The organism is Arthrobacter sp. G.S.26 (assembly GCF_050847375.1).
Classification (GTDB): Bacteria; Actinomycetota; Actinomycetes; order Actinomycetales; family Micrococcaceae; genus Arthrobacter.
Map to the genome: position 1 here is coordinate 1982623 of NZ_CP193752.1, position 20209 is coordinate 2002831.

Sequence of the window (20209 nt, forward strand, 5' to 3'; positions counted from 1 at the left end):
CCTGCCGCAAGCGCAGGGTGAGATGTCCGATACACAGCGGAAACGCCGCGTCGACCCGTTGAAACATGGTCCCGTTAGTCTCGGATCCACAGGGGCAAGGAAGCCCGAATGGACCTGGAAGGATGCACCGAATGTTTCTTTTGAACAGCCTCAGTCTTCTGCTTGACGGACGCGGCAACGACGATGGGCACGCCTTCGGCAGCAGTGCCAACAGCAGTTTCCCGGCAGGCCGGCTCACCTCAGCCGCCTGGGAAGGCTGGTGGCACGAAGAGCAGGCCTGAGCCCGACACACTACGGCTGCGGAACCACCCGGGACAGGATGAAGGCCGCGACGGGGATGGCAGCGGCGGCACCGACGTCGAACGCGGCCCGCTTTTTGCCCGCGACGGTGAAGGAGTGGTCCCCGCCGGCCACCCATTCCAGGACCGCATTGGTCCCTATCCCGGACACCACGCGCGTCAGGAGGTCCGGGGTGGCAAACGTGTCCCGGCTGCCCTGCAGGAAAAGCATGGGCAGCGTCAGCCCGTACAGGTGTTCGTCCCGGAGTTTTTCGGGCTTTCCGGGCGGGTGCAGCGGGTAGCCCAGGTACACCAGCCCGGCGGCGGGCATTCCTTCGGCCACGGCCATGGACGCCATCCGCCCGCCGAAGGACTTGCCGCCGGCCCAGAGGTTGCCGTTGTCCCCGTGGTCCCCGGCCAGTGCAGCGGCATGGTCCATGGCGGAACGCCAGGCGGCAATGGCTACGGGTGGCCGGTCCGGGAATTTCCGGCCGGCCTCCCGGTACGGGAAATTGAAGCGCAGGCTGGCAACGCCGGTGTCGGACAGTCCGGCGGAGAATCCGGCCAGGAACGGATGGTCCATGCCCGCGCCTGCCCCGTGCGCCACCACCAGGGTCGCGGCGGGGTGGTCGGGGCGGGTATAGGCGGCCGAAACCGCCCCGTCCGCCACGGTGATGGTGCGGGGTTGTTCTGCGATGGGCATGGATCCATCATGCCGGAAGCAACGGCCCTGCGACGCGGGCAGGGTGTACGTTGTCCCCATGGCGAGCGAACAGACCACCATCACAGTCCAGGGCCCCCACGGCGAACGCGAAATGCGCATTTCCAGTCCCTCAAGGGTGCTCTGGCCGGAGCTTGGCCTCACCAAGCTGGACCTGGCCAACTATCTCGCCGATGTGGGGGACGCCTTCATCGCCGCCAACGGCGACCGTCCCGTTTCGCTGCAAAGGTTCTCCGACAACATTGACGGCGAGCAGTTCTTTTCCAAGAACCCGCCCCGCGGCACCCCGGACTTCGTCCGCTCCGTCAAGGTGGTCTACCCCAGCGCCCGGTCCCACCCCCAGCTGGTGCTGGATGAACCGGCCGCGGCCGTCTGGGCCGCGCAGATGAACACCGTGGTGTTCCATCCGTGGCCGTCCAGGGCGGATAACACGGACAACCCGGACCAGTTGCGGATCGACCTGGACCCGCAGCCCGGCACGGACTTCAAGGACGCCGTCCCCGCAGCGCGGGTGCTGAGGGACGTCCTGGCCGAGGCCGGACTGGACGCGTTCATCAAAACGTCTGGCAACCGGGGGCTGCACGTTTATGCCCCCATCGAGGCCACGCGGGAGTTCCTGGACGTCCGGCATGCCGTGATCGCCGCAGCCCGCGAGGTGGAGCGGCGGATGCCGGACCAGGTCACCACGGCATGGTGGAAAGAGGAACGGGGCCAGCGCATCTTCCTCGACTACAACCAGGCCAACCGGGATCGGACCATTGCCGGCGCCTACAGCCCGCGGGCCCTGGCGCACGCTCCGGTCTCCTGCCCCATCACCTGGGACGAACTGGACACCGCTGACCCGCGGAACTTCACCATCCTGACGGTCCCGGAGCGGCTCCGCACCATCGGCGACCCGTGGGCGGATTTCGGCGCGAAGCCCGGCACCATCGACACGTTGATGCAGTGGTGGGAACGTGACCTCGAGGCCGGGCTGGGCGAGCTGGCATTCCCACCCGACTATCCAAAGATGCCGGGCGAGCCGCCGCGCGTCCAGCCCAGCCGGGCAAAGAAGCCGGAGTAGCCGTTTTTATTCGAAGCGGGACGGGTCGCCGGCTCCGCGCCGGACCACCTCGGCCACCCCGCTGGAGAAGTCCACCACCGTGGTGGGCTCGGAGCCGCAGTCGCCGGCGTCCACCACGGCGTCCACCTGGTGGTCCAGGCGTTCCTTGATGTCCCAGCCCTGAGTCAACGGATCCTCCTCGTCCGGCAGCAGCAGGGTGCTGGAGAGAAGCGGTTCGCCCAGTTCCGCCAGCAGGGCCTGCACCACCCGGCTGTCCGGGATCCGCACCCCCACGGTCTTCTTCTTGGGGTGCAGCAGGCGCCGCGGGACTTCCTTGGTGGCGGGCAGGATAAACGTGTACGCGCCAGGGGTGACGGACTTGATGCTGCGGAACACGTCATTGCCGATGTTCACAAACTGGCCCAGTTGCGCAAAGTCCCGGCACACCAGGGTGAAGTGGTGCTTGCTGTCCAGTTTGCGGATGCTCCGGATCCGGTCCAGGGCGTCCTTGTTGCCCAGCTGTGCGCCCAGCGCGTAGCAGGAATCCGTGGGGTAGGCGATCAGGCCGCCGTCGCGCACCATGCTGATTGCCTGCGAGATGGCGCGGGGCTGGGGGTCCTGTGGATGAACGTCAAAGTATCTGGCCATGTGGGAGAGCCTACGTTCCCGGGACCGCCACCGCACCACCTTCCCGGTCGGGGCGGGGAAAGCACGACGGCGGCGCCCGGCCGGTCAGCCCACGTGCACCCAGGGCCGCTGCCGGATGTCCGGCTCGGCTTCACGGAGGATCTCCCGGGTCACCGGCGCAATTTCGCCTTCGCCGAGGAACAGGAACCGGAGGAGGTTGCGGACCGGGTTGCCTTCCGTCCAGCGGAAGTAGATGTGCGGCATCAGCCCTGTCACGTCACGGATGTGCAGGAGCACGGAGGCGATGGTGTTGGGGACGCCCGGCCCGTGGACTTCCAGGACCTGGTACCCATGCCGGAGTACGCCGCGCACCTCCAGGGCGGTTTCGAAGTCGGAGGAGTCGTCCACAATGACTTCCAGGAACAGCGGCCGGGCGTTTCGCGGGAAGTGGCTTGCCTCGGTGGCGGACGCCAGTTTTTGCCGGTAGTCGGCAGCGGCCACGCGGACCGGTTCGTGGGCAATGATGCCGATGGGCCCGGCCAGTGCGGGGGCCATGAACTCCAGGGCTGCGGTGTCCAGCCGCACGTGGGTGGCGTGCAGTTCGAAGGAGCGCATCAACCTGGACAGCAGGGAGACGGCAATGATGCCCAGGATGAAGAACGCGGCAATCCGGATGCCTTCGGGCCGTTCGAAGATGTTGGTCACCGTGGTGTAGGTAAAGAGGACGGCGATGATGCCGAAGCCCACGGTGCGTTTGCGTTGCTGCTGGCGCCGGGCCGAAAGCGTGACGGCCACTGCCGCGGACGTCATCAGCACCAGCACGCCCGTGGCGTAAGCGCCGCCCTGGGCGTCGACGTCGGCCTCAAAAAGCCAGGTGACCACGAACCCCAGGATGGTGAACACGAGCACCAGCGGCCGCACCGCTTTGGCCCAGGCCGGGGCCATGCCGTACCTGGGCAGGTACCGCGGCACCAGGTTCAGCAGCCCCGCCATGGCGGAGGCACCGGCGAACCACAGGATGGCGATGGTGCTGAGGTCGTACACCGTGCCGAACCCCGGCCCCAGGTAGGAGTGCGCCAGGAAGGCCAGCGCACGGCCATTGGCTTCCCCGCCCGGCTCAAATTGCGCCGCGGGGATAAGTACTACAGTGGCGAAGCTGCTGGTCACCAGGAACGTGCTCATGATCAGGGCCGCTGTGGTGAGCATCCGCCGGGTGCCCTGGATCCTTCCGGCTGGGTTCGCGTCGGTGTCCGAGGGGCTGCCCTTGATCTGGGGCATCACTGCCACGCCGGTCTCAAAACCGGAGAGGCCCAGCGCGAGTTTGGGAAACACCAGCAAGGCAATGGCCACGGCCATCAGCGGGTTCCCGTGGGAGGTGGTCAGCGTCTGCCACCAGTTGTCCACCGCCACCGGATGGTTGGCCGCTTCCACCAGGGAACGGCCAATGACCACCACGTTAAGTGACAGGTACACCACCACAAGGACAACCGCCACACCGATGGCTTCCTTGAAGCCCCGCAGGAAAACGGCGGCCAGCAGCGCCAGGAGGACCAGGGTGATGGCCACCTCCTGGCCGTGCAGCCAGCCGGGCGCATACGGGTTCTCGATCAGGTGCGCCGTGGCGTCGGCGGCGGAGAGGGTCATGGTGATCATAAAATCCGTGGCGGCGAACCCCAGCAGGCCCAGGACCAGGAGTTTCCCGCCCCAGCGCGGCAGAAGCCGTTCCAGCATGGCGATGGAACCCTCGCCGCGGGGGCTTTCGCCGGCCACGCGGCGGTAGACCGGCAGGGCCCCCAGGAGGGTCACGGCCACCAGCACCAGCGTGGCCAGCGGTGAGATGGCCCCCGCCGCCAGCGCCGCGATGGCGGGCTGGTAGCCAAGGGTGGAGAAGTAGTCCACGCCCGTCAGGCACATCACCTGCCACCAGGGGTGTTTGTGGTCCTGCCCGGATGATTGCCCGCCCGGGCCCTGGTGCGTGCCTTTGGCGTCCTGCAGGCCAAAAAGCAGCCAGTCCCGTACCGCAGCCCTGCGGCCGGGAGGAAGGGCTGACGGATCAGCCGGCGGTCTGCTCATGGTGGTCATCGGGTTCCCTCTGCGTCAGTGTCCAGGCCACGGCACAGCGCCGCGGCACAGCCGAACGTAGCACCGGGACAAGGCCCCGAACCCCGAAATCCGGGGATCTTGACGCATCCTTAACGCCGGTGTGGGGAAGGGCACACCGGCGGTCAAAGGTGCCGCTCCGGAGGTGGCAGAATGTGCCCCATGCCAGCGGAACGTATAGTGATCGGCCTCAAGGGGGACGACGACGGTGGCGTGCTCACGGAGCGCGCCGCGCGCCTTCTGCCGCCCGGCGGGGGCAGTGAACTCCTGGGCGTCCACGTCCGGACCCCCAAGGGGAGCCGGAGCGGATCACCGCAGGCACTCGAGGCGCAGCGCCGCGCCGTCGTGGCAGCCGGCGGCACCTTCCGGACCCTGCAGGGCGATGACGTTGCCACCGGCCTGCTCGACTATGCACGCTCGGTCCAGGCCACCCGGATGGTGGTGGGGCGTTCCCGGGCAGGGATGTTCCGGGGCGCTGCCGGTACGGGCATGCGGGTGATCCGCGGTGCCGGGGACATCGACGTCCATGTGGTCCCCGGCCTGCCGGCCCGGAACCCCGTGCAAAGACGGCCGCTGGATGTGGGCCGTGCCCGCACCTTCGGGGGCATTGCGCTCGCCGCCATACTGCCGGCGCTGCTTCAGCTGGTCCTCGCCGCGTTCGAACACAGTGTTGCCACCGCCGTGCTGATCCAGCTGGCCGGCGCCGTGGCGATCGCACTGGTGGGCGGCTTGCGGCCTGCGGTGGTTGGTGCCTTGTGGAGCAGTGTCCTGGTCAACTTCTTCTCGACGCCCCCGCTGGGCAACCTGGCCATCGAGGACCCGCAGGATTTTCTGTCCCTGGCGGTGTTCCTGGGCCTGTCCGTTGCGGTGGCCGGCGTAGTGGACCGGTCTGCACGGCGCTCACGCGAAGCCGCGCAGGCGCGGGCGGAGGCCGGCATCCTGGGGGACCTGGCGCTGGACGCCTCGCGGTCCGCAGACCCGCTCCGCGGTCTGCTGTCCGATGCGGTCACCGTGTTTGGCGTCGCCGGAGCGGCCATTGTGGCGCGGCAGTCACCCGGCGCCGGAGCCGGGAAGGCGCCGGTAGTGCTGCTTGCCGGGGTGGGGGACACTACGGGATGGCACGGAATGGTGCCGCCTGCCGCGCCCCCGCCCGGCAGCACCGTGGAACCTGTGGACGCCGTCACGTGGCTGGTCCTTTTCGGCAGGGAAGTCGCACCGGACCGGCGCACGTTGCTGGGCGCCGTTGCCGTGCACATCAAGGCGCAGCTGGAGCGCCGACAACTGGAAACCAGCCGGCTTGAGATCATGCGGCTGGCGGAAGGAAATACCATGCGCACCGCCATCCTGAGGGCGGTGTCCCATGACCTCCGGACGCCGCTGGCCGGGATCAAGCTGGCCGCCGGGGGACTGCTGCAGGACGCCGGCACCTTCACCCGGGCCGAGGAGCGCGAGCTGGTGCAGACCATCGACGAATGTTCCGACAGGCTGGACCTGCTGGTGGGCAACCTGCTGGACATGTCACGGATCACTGCGCAGTCGGTGGAGCCCCTCCTGGGACCCGTGCGGTGGCATGACGTGCTGGACAAGGCGCTCCGCGGCATCCCGTCAACCGCCGTCGCCGTGGTGCTGCCGCCCAACATGCCGGCCGTGGATGCGGACCCCGGGCTGCTGGAACGGGTCATCGCCAATATTGTGGAAAACGCCCTCAAATACGCACCCGGCACCCAGGTGGCAATCACCGGCACCACCGATGGCATGGGTTCCGCTCTGGCCGGGCACCCCTCCGGCGAACTGCGGATCGCCGACCGCGGACCCGGCGTTCCCGCCATGAAAGTGGTGGAAATGTTCCGCCCGTTCCAGCGCCTGGACGACGCCCAGCCCGCAACCGGCGTGGGCCTGGGGCTTGCCGTTGCGCAGGGCTTCGTCGAGGCCATGCGGGGGTCCCTGACCGCGGAGGAAACCCCGGGCGGGGGCCTGACCATGGTCATCCGGTTGCCCCTGTCCACGGGTCCCAGGGAACAGGCCCAGTGAGCACCGCCGACGTCCCCGCAGGCGGACCTGCCCCACTGGCCACCGTCCTGGTTGTTGACGACGATCCGCACCTGCTTAAGGCCCTGAGGATCACGCTGGCCGGCCACGGCTACCGGGTCACCGTGGCAGCTGACGGCGGATCGGCGCTTGCCGCCGCGGCCAGGGACACACCGGACCTGGTGGTCCTGGACCTGGGCTTGCCGGACATGGACGGCGCAGCGGTGCTGCGGGACCTGCGCCGCTGGAGCACCGTCCCCGTCCTGGTGCTCTCTGCCCGCCACGGTTCGGCGGACAAGGTGGCTGCCCTGGACGCGGGTGCTGACGACTACATCACCAAACCCTTCGGCCTGGACGAACTGCTGGCGCGGCTGCGGGCACTGCTGCGCCGCGTGCCGCAGCCGGATTCCGCCCCCACGGTAGCCACGGAAGGGTTCACCGTTGACCTGGTGCGGCGGCAGGTGCATCGTGGCGGAAAACCGGTCCGGCTCACCCCCACCGAGTGGAGCATCCTGGAAATCCTGGTCCGCAATCCGTCCCGGCTGGTCAGCCAGCAGCAGCTGCTGGCCCTGGTCTGGGGTCCCTCCTACCAGAAGGAAGCCAACTACCTGCGGGTGTACATGGCCCAGCTGCGGCGCAAGCTGGAGGCCGATCCCGGCAATCCCCGGCACCTCCGCACCGAACCGGGGATGGGGTACCGCTTCGAGCCTTAACCCCGGGCCCGGCCATGTGGAAATCCCCCCTACCGGCGGCGACCGGCTTGGGGCAGGATGTTGTCTGGTCCAGCTTTTATCCTGCACGAAGGAGTCACCGCCATGCCCACCATCCTTAACCCGTACATCAGTTTCCGCGACAACGCCCGCGACGCGATGAACTTCTACCAGTCGGTGTTCGGCGGCGACCTCCGCGTCAGTACGTTCGGCGAGTACCAGGCCTCCGAGGATCCCGCCGAAGCGGACAAGGTGATGCACGGCATGCTGACCACGCCCAGTGGGCTGGTCCTGATGGGCGCCGACACCCCGAACAGCATGCCCTACAACCCGGGCTCGGCCATCTCGGTTTCCGTCAGCGGGGATGATGAGGCCGAACTGCGCGGCTATTACGAGAAGCTCAGTACCGACGGCGGCTCCGTCACCGTGCCCATGGAGGCCTCGCCCTGGGGCGATATTTTTGGCATGTGCACCGACAAATTCGGCATCGACTGGCTGGTGAACGTCAACGGCGCCCAGGGTGCCACCGGCGCCCCCTAGGACGCGCCGGCCGGAGCTGTTGGACCCATTTCCACCCGGATGTAGGACCTGAGGAGCAGGAATGCTCACTGCTGCACACCGGCCATGACAGGCCTTCCCTTCGCCGGGGACCCACTGGTGCACGCCTGCCTGCTGGGCCTGGGCATCCTGGCGGCCCTGCTGTTCTACGGCTACGAAAAGCGCCGCCGGGGCCTGACCGACCCACGCCTGTGGCCCATTGCGGGTTTCGCCATCGCGTTCGGGGCAATCGGCTCACGAGTCCTCACCTGGGACGTTTCCCGCCAGGTCTCCCTGGCCGAGTGGTGGGGCAACGGCGACCGCAGTATCCTCGCGGGACTGGTCGGAGCCTGGCTTGGTGTGCACCTGGGGAAACGGCTGACGGGCTACCGCGGGTCCACCGGCGACCTGTTGGCACCCGCGGTGGCGTTGGCGCTGGTGCTTGGACGCGTGGGCTGCCTCCTCACGGAACTGCCCGGTACCCCCACCGGGCAGGCCTGGGGCATATCGCTCACGCCGGCACAGGCGGCGCTGTTGGGCGGGCTGCCCGGGGTAGGACTGCACCCGTCCTTTGCCTATGAGATTGCCTTCCACGCAGCCGCCTTTGCGCTCATGTGGCGGTACCGGGACCGCCTGCCCCGTCCAGGCGACCTCTTAATCTGCTATGTGAGCGCCTACGCGCTGTTCCGGTTCGGCGTCGAATTCGTCCGGGGCAACGAGGTGCTGTGGCTGGGCATGAGCCGGCCCCAGTGGTTTCTGCTGGTGATTCTCCCCCTGCTGTCCTGGCGGATGCAGCGGGTGTTCGGGAAACCCCGCCGCCCCAGGCTGGAAGGACGGGTGGCATGAGCAGGAACAACCGCTTTACCGGGAACGGTGAGGACCCCGCTGAACCCTGGCTCGGTCCCTTGGGGGTCGGAACCCTCGTGGGGGCAGTGGTCCTCTACGGCCTCTATGTCGGCGGACCGATTATTTTCAGCGCAGTCCAGACCACGGCCGATCCCACCCAGCCGGTGCGGTACCTGAGTGGGCCTGTGGTGCTGATTCCCATCGCAGGCTACCTGGCCATCGCGATTCTGCTGGCGGTCCGGCCACCCACAGCCAAGTGGGGCGCCGGGCTGCTGATTGGCCTGGGAATCTTCACGCTGCTCGGCGGCGGGATCTGCGTCGGATACCTCGCACAGATAAGGGCCTGAGATGAATCCACTGCCGTTCGCCTCCCGACAGTCGCTGCCCGGCCCCGGCCAGCCGCTGCGCGGGGACCGGATCCACCGCTACGTCACAGCATTCTGCCCCCACTGCCACGAAACCAACCCCCCGCTCGCGCAGGTGCGGCGCCTCTCCGGCGCGCTGCTGATCCGCGATGACCGGGTCTGGCTGGAACGCGGCTGCCCCGATCACGGCCTCGTCAGCACACTGTATGACGAGTCCCCGGAAATCCTGCGCTACCTGGAGAAATGGCAGGCCCCCACCAAGCAGCACATCCCGGACCAGGCCGGCAATTACCGCCAGGTGCCCGAAGCCTACGCATACGGGCTGCCTGCCATGCAGACCCAGCACACCTGCATCCTCCTGCAGGACATCATCGAACACTGCAACCTGCGCTGTCCCACCTGCTTCACCGCCTCCGGCCCCACGTTGCAGGGGGTGGCACCGCTGAGCGAGGTGCTCGCGAACATTGACACCCGGCTGTCCCGCGAAAACGGGCGGCTCGACGTGCTGATGCTTTCCGGCGGCGAACCAACGCTCTATCCGCAGCTGGCTGAACTCCTGGACGAGCTCGTAGCCCGTCCGATCGTGCGGATCATGGTAAACAGCAACGGCATGCTGATCGCAACCGACGATGAACTGCTGGCGCTGCTGGCCAGGCACCGGGACCGGGTGGAGGTCTACCTCCAATACGACGGCCCGTCCAGGGAAACATCCATCCATCACCGCGGGGGAGACCTGACCCGCTTCAAGGACCTGGCCATCGCACGCCTGTCCGAGGCAGGTGTCTTCACCACCCTGACCATGACGGCGGCCCTTGGCGTCAACGATGGTGAGGTCGGCGCCGTTGTGATGCGGGCCCTGGAAACCCCGTTTGTGGGTGGGGTTGCGCTGCAGCCGGTGTTCGGTTCGGGGCGCGGCCACGGCATCGACCCCACGGCCAGGCTCACCCACACGGGCGTCCTGGAACGGCTCGCGGCGCAAACCGGCGGGGTGGTTTCATGGCACGACCTGACGGCACTCCCGTGCTCCCATCCGCATTGCGCATCCGTGGGCTACATGCTGAAGGACGATTCCGGGGCCTGGCGTTCGCTGGCAGCCCTCGTCGGGCATGACCAGCTGCTCGCGTGGCTGGAACTCAATCCCGACGGCCTTGCCAACCGCATCGCCGACAGCGCGATCCCGCTCGAGCTGCGGAACCTCATGAAGACCTCCCTCCTGGACCTCCTGAGCGAGCAGTCATCGCTGTCCCACCCGCGGACCATGGATCTTTGGAAAAACATCTGCACCCAGTGCGACCTCGGCATCGGCACCCTGACCACGTTGGCCGCCGGCAAACTGCCAGGCCAGCAGCAGCGGCTGCGCCGGCTGCTGGGCGAACGGATCACCCGCATCATGGTGAAGCCCTTTATGGACATCTCCACCATGATCGAGGAACGGCTCACGCAATGCTGCGTCCACGTGGGCACCAAGAGCGACGCCGGCGAACACCAATGCGCTCCGTTCTGTGCTGTCCAGGCGTGGCCCGCCCTGGCCAGGCAACGCATCAGCACGGCCACCGGCACCCGGCTCCTCCCCGTCCGCCAGGTCCCGGCCAGTGCCGGGGAGCACTGATGGACGCCGAGTCGGAGGCCCGGCGGATCGCAGCCGGGCCAATGCCATCGCAACTGGTCCGCGCCAAACATGCCGCCCTGCACGGCCAGGGGCGCGGCCACGGAACGGACCCGGCGGACCCACCGCCGTTCGATCCGCTGCGGCTCTGCATCTTCGCGACCATTGCCCTGCTGGGCTGGGTTGCCGGCCCGGTGGCACTGGCCGTGTTCGCCGCCGTCGGATTCGCCGGCTACTGGAAAGCCCGGCGACGGGGCCTGACCCGGTCGAACTGCTACCTCCGGGATACCCGGCTGATCCTGGCGTACCTGGCCCTCCTCCTGGCCGCCGGGTTATGGGGCAGCTACGCCCTGGCAGCTTCCCAGCCGGGCCGCTGAACCAACCACCTCGCCGGTCCGTGGGGGGTTGAGGCGGGACGGGGCTGCTGCAAGGATGGTGCGGTGGAGTCCCTCTTTGAGTTCCTATCCGACAAATGGTGGCTGATTTTTCCCCTGAGTGCGTTTGCCGGGCACTGGGCCAACTCGTGGCGCAAGGCCGGCGAACGCCGGCACCGCCGCAAAGTGGAGCTGTACACCCTCCGGAACCAGTCCCGCGACGCGGAAGTGGCGTCGGCTGCCCGGGTGGCGGACGTCCTGGTCCGGCACACCGCAACCAACGCGCGGTGGCTCGAGTACGAACTGGACGTCGGCAAACTCATCGACTTTCCGTTGATGACGGACGTCCGGGAGCCCCTCACCGTGGCCTTCCTCCGGGCGAAACGGGAAGCGGACGGCCAGCGCCCGACCACGGCCGCCGACATGACGTCGCCAGCCGCCTTCGAGTCCTACCGGCAGGCCGTCGACAGCTTCGCGCTGGCGCTGGACCTGGCCGAGCGCGAGGCTAAACGCATCAAGGACAGCAGGTTCAGCGGCCCCGAACGGCAACGGCTTGCCACCGCCCGAAAACTGCTCCGGATCGCCGAGGATTCAGCGGCTACCCCGGCCGAACGGCAGCAGGCCTACAAACGCGCCCGGCGTGAACTCGATGGCCTGATCGTCCTGCCGGACGTCACCATCGCGGCCCTGGAAGCCAAAGCAGCGCCCGGCCTCGCTGCCGGCGCCACGCACCCTGACGGCCACACCGGCCAGCCGCGCGAAACCACCGCCTGACACTGGGCGGGGTGGTTACCGGCCGGCGCCGGTTGTTTTGACCTGACCTTCCGGACGCGTACGATCGATAAGGTTTCACGCCGGTTGGTTAACGCCGCAGGTCATTCCCCGCGAACAGCTGGTGAATTATGCTGTGCGGGGGCAGCCGGAAACGCGAAATTGCTGAACGTCGACTCTGCAGATTGGGCAACAGGTGGATATCACCTTCATGGTGGCGCTGGTCATCGCACTGGCACTATTTTTCGACTTCACGAACGGTTTCCATGACACCGCAAATGCCATGGCCACGCCCATCGCAACGGGCGCCATCAAACCGAAGACTGCCGTCACCCTCGCCGCCATCCTGAACCTGGTGGGCGCCTTCCTGTCCACCGAGGTGGCCAAGACGGTGTCCGGCGGCATCATCAACGAAGGCGCCGACGGGGTCCAGATCACCCCGGAAATTATCTTCGCCGGCCTGATGGGCGCCATCCTCTGGAACATGATCACGTGGTTGAAGGGGCTGCCGTCCAGCTCCTCCCACGCCCTGTTCGGCGGCCTGATCGGTGCCGCGATCGCAGGTATCGGCTTCAACTCCATCAACCTGGCATCCCTGGCGCAGAAAGTCATCCTGCCGGCCATCTTCGCCCCCCTCATCGCAGGCATCGTGGCGTACACCTGCACGCGGCTAGCTTATGCACTGACGTCCCGGCACGATCCGGAGACCGGCAGCAAGCTCACGCAGAAACGCGGCGGGTTCCGGACCGGGCAGATCTTCACCTCCAGCCTGGTGGCCCTGGCCCACGGCACCAATGACGCGCAGAAGACCATGGGCATCATCACCCTCGTCCTGATCTCCGCCGGCACCCAGGCGCCAGGCACCGGACCCCAGTTCTGGGTCATCGCCGCCTGCGCCCTGGCCATCGCGATCGGCACCTACTCCGGCGGCTGGCGCATCATCCGGACCATGGGCTCCGGACTCACCGAAGTAAAGCCCGCCCAGGGTTTCGCCGCGGAAACCAGCACCGCGTCCGCCATCCTGGCCTCCTCGCACCTCGGTTTTGCGCTGTCCACCACCCAGGTGGCCTCCGGCTCCGTCATCGGCTCCGGCCTGGGCCGCCGCGGTACCAGCGTCCGCTGGTCCATGGTGGGCAAGATCGCGCTGGGCTGGCTGTTCACCCTTCCGGCTGCGGGCATCGTTGGTGCCCTGACGGCGCTGCTGGTCAAGACCGGCATCGTTGGCGTCCTGATTGCCGCCGTGGCAGGTATCGGAGCAGTCCTCTACATGTTCCTGCACTCCCGCAAGTCCGAAGTGGGCCACCACAACGCCGTCGAGGTGGAAGAGGCCGGCCAGGCCGTCCGTTTCGCCAAGAAGAAGGCGCTGGCCGAGGCCCGCGCCCGGGCCAGGGCCCGGGTCCGCGACAGGGCAAGGAACCGCGCAGGCGCTGCCGCCGCCCCGGCCGCCGAAAACCCTGCCGCCCCCGAAACCCCGGCCGCCGAAAACCCGGCCGGCGCAACGCCGGAAATCAACGGCACAGACGGCACCGCACCCTTCAAGGAGACCCAGCGATGAAATGGTTGGAACTGCTGACAGTCGGCGGGGCAACCCTGGTTTCCGCCGTCACCGTGGTGGTGCTCTATTCGCTGGGCGTCCGGCTCACAGCCATCGCCGGTGACTCCGAGCAGGCCTCACCGGGCATAAAACGGGCCCTGGCCTACGCCTGCTTCGGCCTCTGCGGGCTTGCAGTCCTCTTTGGGCTGTACCTGATCATCCCGTACTTCTCGGCCTGAGCACCCGCACTCTGGGAACTGCGCCCACGCTTGGCTAGGCTGGCCCCATGGCACGGATCCAGTACTTTGTCGCAGCATCCCTCGACGGCTTTATCGCCACACCCACCGACGACCTCGCCTGGCTGCTGCAGTTCGACGGGTTCGAGGGCGGCGCTGAAAGCTACGACGCGTTTATGGCCGGGGTGGGGAGCATCGTTATGGGCGGCAGCACCTACGAATGGCTGATCGAACACGAACCGGACACGTGGCCGTACCCGGATACACCCAGCTACGTCTTCACCCGGCATGAACACCGCGCCCAGCAGGGGGCGGACATCACGTTTGTCCGCGGCGACGTGGCGGAGTTCATCGATGACTTCCGCGGCGCCGCAGGCGGGGCGAACATCTGGGTGGTTGGCGGTGGCAACCTGGCGGCCCAGTTCGCAGCCGCCGGCCTGCTGGACGAGATCATCCTGTCGGTCATCCCGGTGGTGCTGGGGGACGGGAAGCGCCTGCTGCCACTGCAGGGCCCGACGCCGGTCCTTGAGTTGAGCGGTTCGCGCACCATGGGGCGCGGGATTGTTGAGCTCCGCTACCTTTTGGGAACCGCTGCGGAGGGTGTGGCCGGTTAGGCCCGGCCGCCGTTGTTGTCCCTGATCATGTTGGTGATCCGGGCTGTGGAGAGCCGGCGTCCGGCCTCGTCCGTCATCACGATTTCATGCGTTGCCAGGGTGCGGCCCAGGTGGATGGCGGTGCAGGTTCCCGTCACCAAGCCGGTGGCGATGGAGCGGTGATGTGTGGCGTTGACCTCAATTCCCACTGCATGCCGGCCGGGACCGGCATGGATCCCTGCGGAAAAGGATCCCAAAGTCTCTGCCAGGACCACGTGCGCCCCGCCGTGCAGGATCCCTGCAACCTGGGTGTTGCCGGCCACAGGCATGGTGGCCACCGTGCGTTCCGGGCTCATTTCAAGGAACCGGATCTCCATTTTCACCACCAGGGCACCGATCCCGAAGCTGCCAAGCCAACCATGCAGGTGTTCGGGAATACCGGCGGCCGTCAGTTCAGCGGTGAACGGTCCGGGCGTGAAATTGTCCATCATGGCAACTAGGCTGGCACCTGTGAGTGAAACAACCAAACCGGCCCCCTTCCCGTCCCAGGTCCTCGAGCGCGACCCTGCCCCCACGGACCAGGTACCGCCTCCGGCCGCCGGAACGGTTTCGGCCACTGACGCCCCCGTTGTCCCACTGACGGGCCAGCCCCGGCTGCTGGTCCTGGACGGTCACTCCATGGCGTTCCGCGCCTTCTTCGCACTGCCCGCGGACAAGTTCTCCACCGCCCACGGCCAGCACACCAACGCCATCCACGGCTTCACTTCCATGCTGATCAACCTGATCAAGGAACAGAAGCCCACCCACATCGCCGTGGCGTTCGACGTCTCCGACGAAACCACCCACCGCAAGGCGGAGTACAGCGAATACAAGGGCGGCCGCAACGAGACCCCCCGAGAGATGAGCGGCCAGATCGACCTCATCGGCCAGGTCATGGAGGCCTGGGGCATCAAGACCATCAAGATGCCCGGCTTCGAAGCGGACGACATCCTGGCCACCCTCGCCGCCATGGGCGACAAGGCCGGTTATGAGGTGCTGCTGGTCTCCGGCGACCGGGATGCGTTCCAGCTCATTACGGACAACGTTTTTGTGCTGTACCCCAAGAAGGGCGTCAGCGACATTCCCCGGATGGATGCGGCCGCCATCCAGGAAAAGTACTTCGTCACCCCCGCCGAGTACTCGGACCTGGCCGCGCTGGTGGGGGAGACCGCGGACAACCTGCCCGGCGTGCCCGGCGTCGGGCCCAAAACTGCCGCCAAATGGATCAACCTCTATGGCGGGCTCGAAGGCGTGCTGGCCAACATCGACGCCATCGGCGGCAAGGTGGGCGACGCCCTGCGCGAGCATGTGGACTCCGTCAAGCGGAACCGCAAGCTCAACAGGCTGCACACGGACCTGGAACTGCCGGTCACGCTCGACGAGCTGTACGAACCGCGGCCGGACCAGGCAGCGCTGGAAAACCTGTTTGATGAGCTGGAGTTCAAGACCATCCGGACCCGCCTCTTCGCACTGTACGGCGAAGCTGACACTCCCGCGGCCGAGCGGGAAAGCATCCCCACCCCGGAGTACATCACGCCAACCGACGCTGCAGGGCTCTCGGAATTCTTTGCCGCCGGTACCGGCCAGCGGTCCGCCGTTGCGGTGGACCTCATCCCGGGGCGCGTCGGCGAGGACGCAGCCGCGGTGGCCATTGTCCGCGAGGGCGGCGCAGCCTACATCTCCCTGGAGGGGCAGGACGCCGAAGCTGAAAACATCCTGGCCGCCTGGCTGCGCAACCCGGCGGAACCCAAGGTCCTGCACGGCTTCAAGGCAGCGCTCAAGGCCCTGACGGCGAGAGGACTGGAACTGGAAGGCGTTGTGGACGACACCTCGATCTCCGGATACCTGCTGGAACCCGACCGCCGGACCTACGAACTCGCGGAACTGGCCCAGCACCACCTGAACGTGGGCCTCCCCGGGGCCACGGCGAAGGCCGGCCAACTGGAGCTTTCCTTCGACGGGGACGACACCGCCGCGGCAGACGCACTGGTCCAGGCGGCCGCCGTCGTGCGTTCCCTGAGCAGCTTCTTCGAAGCCGAACTGAAGGAACGCCAGTCCGAGGAACTGCTCTCCACGCTGGAACTGCCGGTCAGCCGGGTGCTGGCGGACATGGAGCTGGCAGGAATCGGGATCGACCTGGAGCGGATGGAAGACCAGATGGCCGACCTCGCCCGGGTGATCGACCACGCCCAGGAACAGGCGTTCGCGGCGATCGGCCATGAGGTCAACCTGGGCTCGCCCAAGCAGCTGCAGACCGTTCTGTTTGAGGAACTCGAACTGCCCAAGACCAAAAAGATCAAGTCCGGCTACACCACGGATGCCGCGTCCCTGAAGAACCTGCTGGAGAAAACGGGCCACGAGTTCCTGGTGCAGCTGATGGCGCACCGTGAGTCCGCGAAGCTCCGCCAGATGATCGAATCGCTGAAGAAGTCCGTGGCCGCGGACGGCCGGATCCACACCACGTACGCGCAGAACGTAGCCGCCACGGGCCGGATCTCCTCCAACAACCCCAACCTGCAGAACATCCCCATCCGCAGCGAGGAAGGCCGCCGGGTCCGGGGCATCTTTGTGGTCAGTGAAGGCTACGAATGCCTGCTGTCGGCCGACTACTCGCAGATCGAGATGCGCATCATGGCGCACCTGTCGGGTGACGCCGGCCTCATCCAGGCCTACAAGGACGGCGAGGACCTGCATCGGTTTGTGGGCTCCAACATCTTCCACGTGCCCACGGAGGAAGTCACCAGCGCCATGCGCTCCAAGGTCAAGGCCATGTCCTACGGCCTCGCCTATGGCCTGACCTCGTTCGGTCTGTCCAAGCAACTGGAAATCTCGGTTGATGAGGCCCGCACCCTCATGAAGGACTACTTCGACCGGTTCGGCGCCGTGCGTGACTACCTGCGCGGCGTGGTGGAACAGGCCCGGATCGACGGCTATACGGCCACCATTGAAGGCCGGCGGCGCTACCTGCCGGACCTCACCAGCACCGACCGGCAGGCGCGCGAAAACGCCGAACGGATCGCCCTCAACAGCCCCATCCAGGGTTCCGCCGCGGACATCATCAAGCGCGCCATGCTGGGCGTCCACGCCGAGCTCAAGGCGCAGGGGCTGAAGTCCCGGATGCTGCTGCAGGTCCACGATGAACTGGTGCTGGAAGTGGCTGCCGGTGAACGGGACGCCGTGGAACGGCTGGTCACGGAACAGATGGCAGCCGCCGCGGACCTCACGGTGCCCCTGGAAGTGCAGATCGGCGTAGGACCCAGCTGGTACGACGCCGGCCACTGACGCAGGTGCTGGTCAGGCGCCGGATTCATTGGTTAGGCTCGGAATCGTGAGTAATTCGAGTGATAACTATGAGATCCGGCGCTTCCCGGCGGCAACCGAGGGTAGCGAGGGGTTCGACCAGTCCCTGGCGTGGTCCCGGGCAGTGGCGTTCGGGTTCCATGATGAGGCCAGGACAACGGAGCACATCACCGGCACCCTGGCCATCAAGGTGGCGGACCAGCCGGAGTACACCGGGGTCTACCAGGTCGGGGATGTGCCGGCGTCGTCCCTGCCGGCGGAAGTTCCGGTGGCGACGTTTGGCACCTTCCGGAAGACCCTGAACATCGGGTTCGGCAGGACGTTGCCCAGCCACCTCATCACCGCCGTCACGGTGCGCACCACACACCGCCGCCGTGGCCTGCTGCGGCGCATGATGGCTGAGGACCTGCGCCTGGCCAAGGACAGCGGAGTCTCCATGGCCGCGCTGACAGCCTCCGAGGGCACCATTTACGGGCGCTTCGGGTTCGGCGTGGCCAGTTTTGAGCGCAGCGTCAAGGTGGACACCACTGCCCGTTTCAGCCTGGCCCACCAGGCCACCGGGACTGTGGAGATCGCCGATCCCCGGAAGCTGCTGGACCTTGCCCCGGAAGTTTTTGAACAGGTTCACCGGCTGTTGCCGGGGTCTGTGGGCCGGCACGAGTGGTACCGGCATATGGTGTCCGGGGCCCGGGGCCGGGACGGCAAGGAAGATGCGGCCATCAAGGTGGCCCTCCATTACGGGCCTGCCGGCGCCGTGGACGGCTACGTCTCCTACAAGTTCCTGGGTTGGGAGAAAGAGCCCTACACGGTGGAAGTAGTGGACTTCCTCGCGGCCAGCGACGACGCCTACCTGGAGCTGTGGCAGTTCCTCGGCGCCATCGACCTGGTGGAACGGGTCACGTGGGACGAGGCGCCGTTGGACGACCCGCTCACCTGGGCCCTCGCGGATCCCCGCTGCATCGATGCCTCGGACGTCCGGGACATGCTGTGGCTTCGGATCCTCGACGTTCCGGCCGCCCTCACCGCGCGCCATTACCCGGTGGACGGACGGCTGGTCATTAACGTCGGTGACCCGCTTGGCCTGGCCGGCGGAACATTCGCCGTTACAGTGGAAGGCGGACAGGCCGACGTCGAACGCCTTGCCGAGGAAACGCCCGCCGACCTGGACCTTGACGTCTCTGTCCTGTCATCGATTTACCTCGGCGCGGTCAGCCCGGTTACGCTGGCGGCGGCTGGGCGGATCCGGGAACACACGCAGGGTGCGGCGCTCCAGGCACGGGGGATGTTTGCGGTTGAGCGTTCCACGCACTGCCTGACCCACTTCTAGGAGCCCCTGCCTTCACAAAGGAACATCCTTGGGGGATCACCGTGCACCGGCGCTGGCCGGCCGGCGGGAATTGTTGGTTGGCTTGGCAGTGGGTGTGGCGGCCGCCGCGGCGTCGTGTTCGGCGCCCTGGCAGCCCGGGCCGGGCAATCCGGCCGGCCCGGCGGACCGGCAACCGGATCCCGGAGGGCACCCTGGTCAGGCCCGGCACGGCGCTGCCGGTGCTGCCGAGCCTGGCCATGCCGTGCCGGAGGAAGCTTCTCCGGCGCCGGCGCCGCCGTCCGCGCCCGCTTTTGTGCCGCCCACCAAGGAGCAACTGGTGGCGGAATTCGCCGGCCGCCATCCCAACGAGTGGGGCCTGGCGGTCACCGGCGTGGTGACACAGTCCGCGGCACAGCCGGTGGTGCTGACCCTGGACGCCTGCGGTGGACCCGGCGGCGCGGGGGTGGACCAGGAACTGCTGGGGCTGCTCCGGCAACTCGCCGTGCCAGCGACCCTGTTCGTCAATGCCCGTTGGGTCCAGGCGAACCTTGGCCTGGCAACTGAACTTGGCCACGACCCGCTGTTTGAGCTGGCAAACCACGGCTGGGCACACAGGCCCTTGTCCGTCGTCGGCAAATCCGCGTACCGGATCCCCGGCACCGGATCCGTCGCGGAGGCTTATGACGAACTCACGGGCTGCCTGGAGCTGCTGCGGGCAGCGTCGGGAGTGGAGCCGCGGTTTTTCCGGTCCGGCACCGCCCATCTTGATGAGGTGGCCGCCGGGATGACGCGCAGGTTGGGGATGCTGCCGGTGAACTTCAGCGTTAATGCCGACGGCGGCGCCACCCTGGGACCCGGGGCTGTGGCTGCTGCCCTTGCCGGGGTCCGGCCGGGGGACATCGTCATTGCGCACTTCAACAAGCCCGGCAGCGGCACCGGCCCGGGTTTCCGCCGTGCACTGCCGCAACTCCTGGCCGGCGGAACCACGTTTGCCCGCCTTGGGGACGTACTACCGCCGCTTTGACCCGGCTGTTGAGCTGCGACTAGAATAAACGGGCGTGTGTTACGTGTGCGTAATTTTTTTCCGCACGTTTAATCCCGCAGTCAGGATGACCCGGCAATCCGCCGTGCTCTGCCTCCAGGTCAATACCCGGAAGTGGTGGTCGCCTGATCAACTTACTATCCACAACGGAGCC

The 20209-nt window shown here is 67.3% G+C and carries 20 protein-coding genes; 16 read left to right on the top strand and 4 right to left on the bottom strand.

The genetic code is table 11. The annotated features are described in order from the left end of the window. The first annotated feature begins 131 nt into the window (after window positions 1–131). Window positions 132–281, top strand: coding sequence for a hypothetical protein (locus ACRB8A_RS08960; protein ID WP_432245987.1), 150 nt, complete (start codon window positions 132–134; stop codon window positions 279–281). Between the two features lie 10 nt (window positions 282–291). Here ACRB8A_RS08960 and ACRB8A_RS08965 read toward each other — a convergent pair whose 3' ends face one another. Beyond that, window positions 292–981 carry an alpha/beta hydrolase family protein gene (locus tag ACRB8A_RS08965; RefSeq protein ID WP_432245988.1) on the bottom strand — a complete coding sequence of 230 codons (690 nt, stop codon included), beginning with the start codon at window positions 979–981 and terminating at the stop codon, window positions 292–294. Window positions 982–1039: 58 nt separating this feature from the next. On the opposite strand from ACRB8A_RS08965, the gene ligD reads away from it, so the two are divergent. After that, complete coding sequence (gene ligD / locus ACRB8A_RS08970) at window positions 1040–2062, top strand: non-homologous end-joining DNA ligase (protein ID WP_197273621.1); 1023 nt, start codon at window positions 1040–1042, stop codon at window positions 2060–2062. 6 nt (window positions 2063–2068) lie between these two features. Here ligD and ACRB8A_RS08975 read toward each other — a convergent pair whose 3' ends face one another. Beyond that, on the bottom strand, window positions 2069–2689 hold the full coding sequence (locus ACRB8A_RS08975) for an L-threonylcarbamoyladenylate synthase (protein WP_050687795.1): 621 nt from the start codon (window positions 2687–2689) through the stop codon (window positions 2069–2071). Between the two features lie 84 nt (window positions 2690–2773). Then, window positions 2774–4750, bottom strand: coding sequence for a hypothetical protein (locus tag ACRB8A_RS08980; RefSeq protein WP_056600440.1), 1977 nt, complete (start codon window positions 4748–4750; stop codon window positions 2774–2776). A 180-nt stretch (window positions 4751–4930) separates the two neighbouring features. Between ACRB8A_RS08980 and ACRB8A_RS08985 the strand changes: the two genes are divergently transcribed. From ACRB8A_RS08985 to ACRB8A_RS09035, 11 genes are all read left to right on the top strand, one after another. Further along, window positions 4931–6799, top strand: a complete 1869-nt coding sequence (locus tag ACRB8A_RS08985) for a DUF4118 domain-containing protein (protein ID WP_235504745.1) — start codon at window positions 4931–4933, stop codon at window positions 6797–6799. 35 nt (window positions 6800–6834) lie between these two features. Beyond that, window positions 6835–7509 carry a response regulator gene (locus ACRB8A_RS08990; RefSeq protein WP_285240357.1) on the top strand — a complete coding sequence of 225 codons (675 nt, stop codon included), beginning with the start codon at window positions 6835–6837 and terminating at the stop codon, window positions 7507–7509. A 102-nt stretch (window positions 7510–7611) separates the two neighbouring features. Further along, window positions 7612–8046, top strand: a complete 435-nt coding sequence (locus ACRB8A_RS08995) for a VOC family protein (protein ID WP_050687801.1) — start codon at window positions 7612–7614, stop codon at window positions 8044–8046. A gap of 84 nt (window positions 8047–8130) precedes the next feature. Further along, complete coding sequence (locus ACRB8A_RS09000; protein ID WP_056600436.1) at window positions 8131–8889, top strand: prolipoprotein diacylglyceryl transferase family protein; 759 nt, start codon at window positions 8131–8133, stop codon at window positions 8887–8889. Then, window positions 8886–9236: a hypothetical protein gene (locus ACRB8A_RS09005; protein WP_056600434.1), complete on the top strand. Its 351-nt coding sequence runs from the start codon at window positions 8886–8888 to the stop codon at window positions 9234–9236. The genes ACRB8A_RS09000 and ACRB8A_RS09005 overlap by 4 nt, the downstream gene beginning before the upstream one ends. A 1-nt stretch (window position 9237) precedes the next feature. Further along, window positions 9238–10863 (top strand): radical SAM protein, encoded by a 1626-nt coding sequence (locus ACRB8A_RS09010; protein ID WP_056600432.1) that lies wholly within the window; start codon window positions 9238–9240, stop codon window positions 10861–10863. Further along, window positions 10863–11237 (top strand): hypothetical protein, encoded by a 375-nt coding sequence (locus tag ACRB8A_RS09015; protein ID WP_157371007.1) that lies wholly within the window; start codon window positions 10863–10865, stop codon window positions 11235–11237. Before ACRB8A_RS09010 ends, ACRB8A_RS09015 begins: the two co-directional genes overlap by 1 nt. A 63-nt stretch (window positions 11238–11300) precedes the next feature. Then, on the top strand, window positions 11301–12008 hold the full coding sequence (locus ACRB8A_RS09020) for a hypothetical protein (protein ID WP_050687807.1): 708 nt from the start codon (window positions 11301–11303) through the stop codon (window positions 12006–12008). Window positions 12009–12201: 193 nt separating this feature from the next. After that, a complete protein-coding gene (locus ACRB8A_RS09025; RefSeq protein WP_235504744.1) occupies window positions 12202–13560 on the top strand; it encodes an inorganic phosphate transporter in 1359 nt (452 codons plus the stop codon). Beyond that, window positions 13557–13778: a hypothetical protein gene (locus ACRB8A_RS09030; protein ID WP_050687819.1), complete on the top strand. Its 222-nt coding sequence runs from the start codon at window positions 13557–13559 to the stop codon at window positions 13776–13778. The genes ACRB8A_RS09025 and ACRB8A_RS09030 overlap by 4 nt, the downstream gene beginning before the upstream one ends. Window positions 13779–13825: 47 nt before the next feature. After that, window positions 13826–14389, top strand: coding sequence for a dihydrofolate reductase family protein (locus ACRB8A_RS09035; protein WP_285240278.1), 564 nt, complete (start codon window positions 13826–13828; stop codon window positions 14387–14389). On the opposite strand, the gene ACRB8A_RS09040 is transcribed toward ACRB8A_RS09035, so the two are convergent. Next, entirely contained in the window at window positions 14386–14859 is a 474-nt protein-coding gene (locus ACRB8A_RS09040) for a hotdog fold thioesterase (protein WP_050687817.1), read from the bottom strand. The genes ACRB8A_RS09035 and ACRB8A_RS09040 overlap by 4 nt on opposite strands. Before the next feature lie 187 nt (window positions 14860–15046). On the opposite strand from ACRB8A_RS09040, the gene polA reads away from it, so the two are divergent. From polA to ACRB8A_RS09055, 3 genes are read left to right on the top strand one after another with little or no spacing between them, the layout of a single operon-like run. Then, window positions 15047–17689, top strand: a complete 2643-nt coding sequence (gene polA / locus ACRB8A_RS09045) for a DNA polymerase I (RefSeq protein ID WP_056600472.1) — start codon at window positions 15047–15049, stop codon at window positions 17687–17689. Window positions 17690–17735: 46 nt separating this feature from the next. Then, window positions 17736–19034, top strand: a complete 1299-nt coding sequence (locus ACRB8A_RS09050; protein ID WP_050687816.1) for a GNAT family N-acetyltransferase — start codon at window positions 17736–17738, stop codon at window positions 19032–19034. Between the two features lie 28 nt (window positions 19035–19062). Next, window positions 19063–20037 carry a polysaccharide deacetylase family protein gene (locus ACRB8A_RS09055; protein WP_050687815.1) on the top strand — a complete coding sequence of 325 codons (975 nt, stop codon included), beginning with the start codon at window positions 19063–19065 and terminating at the stop codon, window positions 20035–20037. Window positions 20038–20209: the final 172 nt, after the last annotated feature.